The sequence below is a fragment of the bacterium genome (assembly GCA_012517375.1).
Taxonomy (GTDB): domain Bacteria; phylum Hydrothermota; class Tepidihabitantia; order B3-TA06; family B3-TA06; genus JAAYVC01.
The window spans coordinates 24,638-32,546 of sequence record JAAYVC010000043.1 but is presented as its reverse complement, the minus strand read 5'-3'; the positions used below and the strand labels follow the sequence as shown (position 1 = coordinate 32,546).

Below are 7,909 nucleotides of genomic sequence, written 5' to 3'. Positions count from 1 at the left end.
GGTCAGGGAACTCGTTGAGGACTTCAAGACCACATACGCAAGAAGACCTGCGTTTATTGAGGAGTTGAGGAAGGTCAAATAAGCGGATGAGGATAATCCAGCGCTCATTAAGAAAGGGAGATGGCCGTAGGCCTTGGAGATTAAAGGGACGACTTGACGCGAAGCGGCATCGAAGATGCAAAGACGACCTTTACATGTCTGTGACAAATGGGTCGCACTGCATATGATGATGTTATTCGCGCCGCGGATAAAACAAGATGCAAAAGAATAGACCAAATTTAACAAAGGAGGCACTGAAGAAATCTGCACAAAAGTCTTCTCGCTATCCGTTCATAGCCGAACATAGAGGGGGGCTTTGCAAGAAAAGCAGCACAGACAGCTTATACACTGGGCACAAAAATGCATTAAGAGGGTGCTGCCGCTTTTTGGCGAAAAAATTGATGAACGTTTAGAATACGTACAAGATAGCCAGGATGTGGAAAGAAGGAAAAGCGTCTGTCGGCAGCGCACGCAATGCTACTTTTGGTGCAATCGATGCAGCAAATGAATTGACCGACCCGGTGTTGATTGCAGTTGCCCGGGGTGTTGGACATGCCGTCGCGATCGCGCTCATGCCCGATCATGCTCCTTTAGCCGCAGAATACGTGCTTAAAGCTCTTGTCTGCGAAGGCGAATCTATCGATGAAGAAAGGAAATGGCAGAACGAACAATTGTCTCCGGAAATCAAAAAACCCGTTCTTTCATCGAGAAACAAGAGAAGCAAATTCTGGGAGCAACACATAAAGAAAACAAGTGAAAGTTAAAACGCAACCTTTCCCCTCACCTTCATTCAAGGAAAGTGATACTCACCTCTACCCTCTCCTTTCGGGTGAGGGTAGGGTTATGCTAATAACCCCCTTGCATCCTTTTGATAATCAAATATACTACCTCTCTGTTAGATAAATTGGGTAGGTCGTTCGAGATTGAAAATCAAACCAAGGAGCAGCAATGCTTGATGAAAAACAATTAAAGGACACGGTTCTTACCTACGTCAAGAACGAGTACATCGACGACGAGGACGAAGCCGAGGCGCTTACGACCGATACGCCCTTGATCTCAGGCGGAATAGTGGACTCATTTTCGATGGTCTCGCTCAAGGTGTTCTTAGAGAAGAAATATGAGATAAAGATACCGGATGAGGATGCAACTCCGGATGCGTTCGATACGGTCACGAAGATTGTGGAGCTAGTAAAGCGCTTCAAGGGGGCGTAAATGGCATACAGCGAAAAGCTCCGCGGCTACTACCAGAAGACCATTTCCGAGATCCGCGACGCCGGACTATTTAAGGAGGAGCGCTTCATCCACTCGCCGCAGGGCGCGGAGATAAAGGTGGAATTCCCAGCGGGCGCAGAACTCAAGGAAGTAATAAACCTCTGCGCCAACAACTACCTCGGGCTCTCCTCGCACCCGGACGTTGTTAAAGCCGCGCACGAGGGGCTCGATTCAAGAGGTTACGGAATGAGCTCGGTGCGCTTCATATGCGGAACACAGGATATACACAGGGAGTTGCAGGACAGAATAACGAAGTTCCTCGGAACCGAGGACACCGTGCTCTTCCCTTCATGCATGGATGCCAACGCCGGCGTGTTCGAGGCCGTGCTCAGCGAAGAGGACGTTATAATCTCGGACAGGCTCGTTCACGCATCGCTCATTGACGGCATCCGGCTGTGCAAGGCGCAGTATGATTCCTTCAAGCACATGAACATGGAGCATCTTGATGAAAAGCTCGCGATGCACCAGGACAAGCGCATAAGGCTAGTTGTTACCGACGGCGTATTCTCTATGGACGGCGATCTTGCTCCTCTGGACAAGATGGTCGAATTGTGCGAGCGCTACGACGCGATGATTCTGGTTGACGATTCGCACTCCACCGGCTTCATAGGCAAGACCGGAAGAGGCACGCACGAGCATTTCGGAGTGGTCGGAAAAATTGATATCATCACGACGACGCTTGGCAAGGCTTTGGGCGGCGCCTCGGGCGGCTGCGTATCCGGCCGACGCGAGATTGTCGAGATGTGCAAGCAGCGCGCAAGACCCTACCTCTTCTCCAACACCATGCCTCCAGTGATCGTTTCGGCGGCTAACAAGGTTATCGATTTGATCTCCGGGACCACAGAACGACGCGACAAGCTGGAGTGGAACACGCGCTACTTCCGCGAGAAGATGGAAGAGGCCGGTTTCGACATCCGCCCCGGCGAAACGCCTATCGTGCCCGTGATGCTTTATAACGCAAAGCTCTCGCAGGATATGGCAAGAGACCTTTACTACGAGGGCATCTACGTCATAGGCTTCTTCTACCCGGTTGTTCCTCAGGGCCAGGCGCGCATCCGCACCCAGCTCTCCGCCGCGCACGAGAAGGAGCATCTGGACAAAGCCATCGAGGCGTTCAAAAAGGTGGGCGCCAAGTACGGAATACTTGGCCTCAAAAAGAAGGAAATCATCGAGAAGTACGGACAATAAGCAATGCTTCTTTTCGACTTAGTCGAAAAGATCGCAGTAAAAAGTAGGGGCCGACCTTCAGGTCGGCCCTATATATCTTAAGGAGGGGAAAGATGATATTCTTTTGGAATATCTGGGATGCTAAAGAAATAATCGCATTCCTGAGATGGGGAAGCGCATGGCAATTAATCGCTACGTCCATTGCGACAATCTTGGGAGGTTTGATTGCTGCCTTCGTAGGTTTCTTAGCTTCCAAAAGGATAGAACAACGTAGAGAAATTGTTCAAAAAAACGCTGAGCATAAGAAAGCTATTGGGTATTTGCTGGCATTTGCAGAGGAAATCGATACTAATATCTTATGGCTTAAGAATGCGAAGGGATTTCCAGGCAAAGAACCAATTGATATCAAGGAAGCTCGTTCCATTAGGTTTTTGCTAACAGCAACAAGAGATTTTTGTTTACCTCAATTAGTACAATTCTTACCCATCGTTGCACACTACAAAAAAGAAGCTGATATACCTTTTTCAGAAATAAAAGAAGTAATCCAAAGCATCACACGTTCTTATAATTGTTTCGATACAGTGAATAATATCCGGGAAGGAATTCAAAGAAAAATTATTGCAGAATCAGGTTCTATCATGCCAATTGCCCAAGCAAAACAATATCTCAAGGATGAAGTCTTAGATGGTACTATTGAGGAAGCAGAACCCACAACAGCATTAATCAAGGAACTTATAGAAAAGGTAAACTAATATCATTCAAGTAGCATCGCATCGAATTTAAGTGGGAGCCTCAAGGTTCTCCACAGTGATTTTCTTGACAAACGCCTTTTTGCAGAGATACTACCGGCGGTATATGTCTGAGACTGCTAATGAACCCGATATGCTCGTACGCGGCGTCTCGCTGTTTGCGTTGCGCGAGTATATGAGGACAAAACTGGAGGGCGGATCCCTAAAGGCTTTTCTTTCGCCCCTGTCCGATGATGACAAGCAGGCCATCCTTAACGTAGAAAAGGCTGAGTGGTATCCCTTTGATTTGCAGAAAAAGATGAGAGAACTTATAGTCCGGAAATACAATCCCCTGGACCCTGAACAGGCGGTGTTCGATGCGTGCATTTACACCGCTGAGTACGAGATGAGCACATTTCTGCGGGCGATAATGAACTTCCTTCCTGCCAAGCTTGTTTTCAAACAAACAGCGACCGTGTGGAATAAGTATTACAGTAGAGGTGTTATGCAGACTATTGCTGGCGACAAAAAGGCGGTTCTGGAGTTGAAAGACTTTCCTGCCGACAAGTTGTTTGGACCTGTCGTGACCGCATGGCTCACTGTCGCTGCCAGAATGCTTGAACTCAATGATGTGCTAATAAGACAGACAGGAAACATACATAAAGGAGATGAATGCTGGAGGTGGGAGGCTGAATGGAAGTAGACTTGACAATCCCCAGATAATTGTCTATTATAATGCAGTATGCTCAAGGAGGGTCCTTCCAGTGCCTCTATCATGGTGCGAGGCGTATCCATAATCTCTCTGACTGAATACGTGCGTGCGTCGCTTGACCCAGCTGAATTCGGACACTTTATGCTTCACAGGTTAACCAGTGATTCGAAAACGCTTCTCCAAATTCAGAAAAAGGAGTGGTATCCCTTCTCCTTGCAGCGCAAAATGAGGGAAGTAATTGCAGAGCATTTCAACCCTCGGGATCCGGAGAAAGCGGTTTACGATGCCGGTATTTTCGCTGCAAGCTACGAAATTGCGTCTTTCTTGAAGGGGATGCTTGTCAACGTCCCGTTTCATCTTGCGCTAAACAATATCAGTGTTATGTGGAAAAAATACTACAACAAGGGAACTCTTCTGATCAACAGGACTGATGCCGGAGTCGTTATTGAACTGAAGGATTTTGAGCCAGACCCCCTGTTTCCGCCTCTCATAGAGGCTTGGTTCACTCAGGTCTTCAGAACCATGGGTTTTCTCAAGGTCGAAGTCGAGGATGCCGGAACCAAACACTCAGATGATCCGGTACTCCAATGGAGAATCAGGCTTGGGGAAAATTCCAGGAATGCATGCTAGGTCATTGAACGGTTCAGGAAAATTAGTATAATTTAATATTAAGCTAGCAACATAAAACTTACAGATATTCCTGAGATAACGTCCATGAGTTCTGTAGTTAAAATTACGGCGATGGAAAACAGAGATCTTTATACGGACAGTAAAAAAGGAGCAGCGATGCTATTGACCGTTATTCTTCCTACAGTTTCAGGCGCTCTGATAGCTGGTTTAGTAGGGCTTTTCGTTCAACTAATCATAGAAAGCCAGAAGCGAAGAAGCGAGCGTGGCAGGAATCGCATCCAGCTAAGATGCTATCTCGAAGCCGTGGCTGATGAGATACGCAGCAATATCGAGATTCTGCCTGATCTAAGGAAAGGTGCAGGCGGCGAACAGCTTGTGTTTACGAGGCTGGGCGGTTCGATTCTTCCCTCAATTGGAAGAATCCCGTTACCGGAAGTAACCGAAGCATTGATAACCATAGGCGGACTCTACAATTTCTACGACAAAGTCAACAGGATATGGGCTAAGACGATTGATGAAGGAGGCGATTCAAAGAAAAGCAAGATAAGCATCATCAAGAAGAACTACAAGGAAAAAGCCCTGCAGGCTTCAAAGGATGCCTTGCCTAGAATCGAGGCTATCTTGCAGAAGCTAATGTAAAATTCCATGCTGTGATATGAAGGCAGGAAGAGTTCCGAAGATCGCGCTATATCGGCCAAAAAGCAACGGAATATACTGCTCATACCCGATGAACAACAAGTCAACACAAGGAAAGCGGCTTTCCGGTAGAATTGCGATGCAATTCTACCGGGATTGGCTCAATTTCTCCTGCCAGGCGATTAGCTTCTGCAGCGCTTCGATTGGAGAAAGGGAATCTAGGTCGAGCTCTGCGAGTTCCTTTGCGATTTCATCCTGAATCGCGCCCGTAAACAAGCGAAGCTGAAGCTTCTTTTCCGTAAGTATCTCGTCTATCGAAACGGTCTCGCCCTTATAGATACGGTCGAGAAGGAACCGGGCGCGTTCTACAACAGCCTTCGGAAGACCGGCAAGCCGTGCAACCTCTATGCCGTAGCTCTGGTCGGACGGCTCATAACGCAGCTTGCGGAGGAAGAGGATGCCTTCAGGAGTGCGTTTCACCGAGAAGCTGACGTTGCGAAGCCCCCTGAAATGGGACGAGAGTTCTGTGAGTTCGTGATAGTGCGTGGCAAAAAGGGTCTTGGGCCTCAGATCGGGCGAGTTGTGCAGGTATTCTATTACAGCCCATGCAATAGCCATGCCGTCATATGTGGATGTTCCACGGCCTATCTCGTCGAGGATAACGAGACTCTTTGAACTGGCCGAACGCAGAATGTTTGCGGTTTCTGCCATCTCGGCAAGAAAGGTAGATACCCCGCGCGAAAGGTCGTCCGAGGCTCCGATTCTCGTGAATATCTTGTCAACAATGCCGATTCTAGCCTTGGATGCGGGTACGAATGAACCTATCTGCGCCATGATAACGGTTAGCGCGACCTGACGAAGATACGTCGATTTTCCGGCCATGTTCGGACCTGTAACAAGGAGAATCATATTTTCATCTGTATCCAGTCTGACATCGTTCGGAATGAACTTCTCCGAAAGAAGCTTTTCCACAACCGGATGCCTTGAGCCTGAGATGCTTATTTCATCACCCTCGTGAATCTGGGGTCTTGTGTAGTTGTTCTCGGCTGCGATTGTTGAAAGTGAACGCAGGACGTCAAGTTCGGCAAGCGCTTCAGCCAGAACCTTGAACGAACGGGAATGAGAAGCCAACTCTGACCGGAAACTGAGGAATATCTCATATTCGATGAGCCTTGAGCGTTCCTCGGCCGTAAGTATCTTCTGTTCGAGTTCCTTTAGCTCGGGTGTAAAAAAACGCTCGGCGCCTACAAGAGTCTGCTTGCGTATGTAGTGAGATGGAGCTTTGGACGAAAGACTTCTCGGAATCTCTATATAGTAGCCGAACACGCTCGTGTATCCAATCTTGAGCTTATCGATGCCGGTCGACTGGCGTTCCTTTAACTGGAGTCTCGCTATATGCTCGCGCGCATTATGCGCCAGATCTCTTAATTCATCGAGTTCTGGATTCAGTCCTTTTTTGATTATTCCACCCTCCAGCAAGGCAAGTCCCGGATCCTCCATTATCGTTTTTTCTATCCCCCCGGCAAGCTCATCGAAATCTTCTATTCTTGCGGCAATCTTCTTTAGCATTTTGGACCGGGCGTCGAGAAGGCTTTTCTTAACGGCTGAACCGATTCTGAGAATGGCAGCCAGGCGAAGGACCTCCCTCGGATTTGCTTTTTCAGTAGCTATTTTGGAAACGAGTCTTTCTGGATCTCCGACTTCAACGAGAAGGTCCCCAAGCTCTTCGGCCAGTTCCCTCTCCGCAAGCAGCTCCTCAACAGCTTCCAGACGTGCTTCGATGCCAGAACTTGACCTCAAGGGGAATATTATCCAACGTTTAAGGAGCCTAGTTCCGGCAGGAGTCAAGGTCTTGTTGAGAATAGAGAAAAGAGTGCCTTCACTGGAACGGTCGCGCTGACGCTCAAGAAGCTCAAGATTGCGCTGCGTGAATTCATCTATAGTCAGGTAGCTTGAACTTTCAAAAACCCTTAAGGTTTCGATGTGCGGAAGTATGTTTTTCTTCTGTTCCCTCAAATATGATAGAACCGCGCCAGCCGCTCTAAGGGCAAGCGGTTTTGACTCAAGGCCAAGCCCTTCGAGAGCGGCGACGCGGAAATGCCTTAGTACGCTTGAGGCTGAGATATCGGGGTCAAAGAGGTAACTCTCTTCAGTCCTGATGCTGGTTTCAAAAAGCGCCGGTCTCCACGATTCGTCCGAAGAAAGAATGAGTTCGCTTGGAATTATCTTGGCCAGGTGGCTTTCAACCTCTTCTACAAGCGCTTCGCCGCAAACAAACTCGCCGGTAGAAACGTCCGCATACGCAAGCCCCGCGTGTTTCCCGTCCTTTATAAAGGCTCCAAGGTAGTTCCCTTTTGATGCATCAAGCATCTCTGCGGTCGCTATTGTTCCCGGAGTGATGACTTCAGTTACGTCCCGCGCGAGAAGCTTCTTTTTGGAATCCGGAAGTTCTGTCTGATCGCAAACCGCAACCTTTATTCCAGCCTTGACGAGTTTGGTCAGATAGTGCTCATAACTCTTAACAGGAACTCCGGCAAGCGGGATTTTTCCTGCGCTTCCGTACTGCCTCGAAGTGAGGGCAATGCCCAGAATCGTTGCGGCAGTCTTTGCATCATCGTACATCATTTCGTAAAAATCACCCATCCTGAAGAACAGCAGCGCGTCGGGATATCTTCTTTTTATATCGTGGTACTGTTTAAGAAGGGGTGTTGAATCTAGGCTCAAT

The 7,909-nt window shown here is 48.3% G+C and carries 7 protein-coding genes and 1 pseudogene; 7 read left to right on the top strand and 1 reads right to left on the bottom strand.

Translation table 11 applies throughout. From position 1 onward, the window contains the following. Positions 1–293: 293 nt before the first annotated feature. The 7 genes and pseudogenes from GX441_05380 to GX441_05350 all read left to right on the top strand — a co-directional run bounded on the left by GX441_05380 (position 294) and on the right by GX441_05350 (position 5,187). Positions 294–803 (top strand): annotated as a pseudogene (locus tag GX441_05380) (hypothetical protein). A gap of 184 nt (positions 804–987) precedes the next feature. Next, positions 988–1,251, top strand: a complete 264-nt coding sequence (locus GX441_05375; protein NLI98076.1) for an acyl carrier protein — start codon at positions 988–990, stop codon at positions 1,249–1,251. Next, positions 1,252–2,499 carry a glycine C-acetyltransferase gene (gene kbl / locus GX441_05370; protein NLI98075.1) on the top strand — a complete coding sequence of 416 codons (1,248 nt, stop codon included), beginning with the start codon at positions 1,252–1,254 and terminating at the stop codon, positions 2,497–2,499. 92 nt (positions 2,500–2,591) lie between these two features. Next, positions 2,592–3,230, top strand: coding sequence for a hypothetical protein (locus GX441_05365; GenBank protein NLI98074.1), 639 nt, complete (start codon positions 2,592–2,594; stop codon positions 3,228–3,230). Positions 3,231–3,333: 103 nt separating this feature from the next. Further along, entirely contained in the window at positions 3,334–3,909 is a 576-nt protein-coding gene (locus GX441_05360; GenBank protein NLI98073.1) for a hypothetical protein, read from the top strand. A 39-nt stretch (positions 3,910–3,948) separates the two neighbouring features. Continuing rightward, positions 3,949–4,548 (top strand): hypothetical protein, encoded by a 600-nt coding sequence (locus GX441_05355; GenBank protein ID NLI98072.1) that lies wholly within the window; start codon positions 3,949–3,951, stop codon positions 4,546–4,548. An 84-nt stretch (positions 4,549–4,632) separates the two neighbouring features. Further along, entirely contained in the window at positions 4,633–5,187 is a 555-nt protein-coding gene (locus GX441_05350; protein ID NLI98071.1) for a hypothetical protein, read from the top strand. A 144-nt stretch (positions 5,188–5,331) separates the two neighbouring features. Here the strand turns inward: GX441_05350 and mutS are convergent, their stop codons facing one another. Then, entirely contained in the window at positions 5,332–7,908 is a 2,577-nt protein-coding gene (gene mutS, locus GX441_05345) for a DNA mismatch repair protein MutS (protein ID NLI98070.1), read from the bottom strand. Position 7,909: the final 1 nt, after the last annotated feature.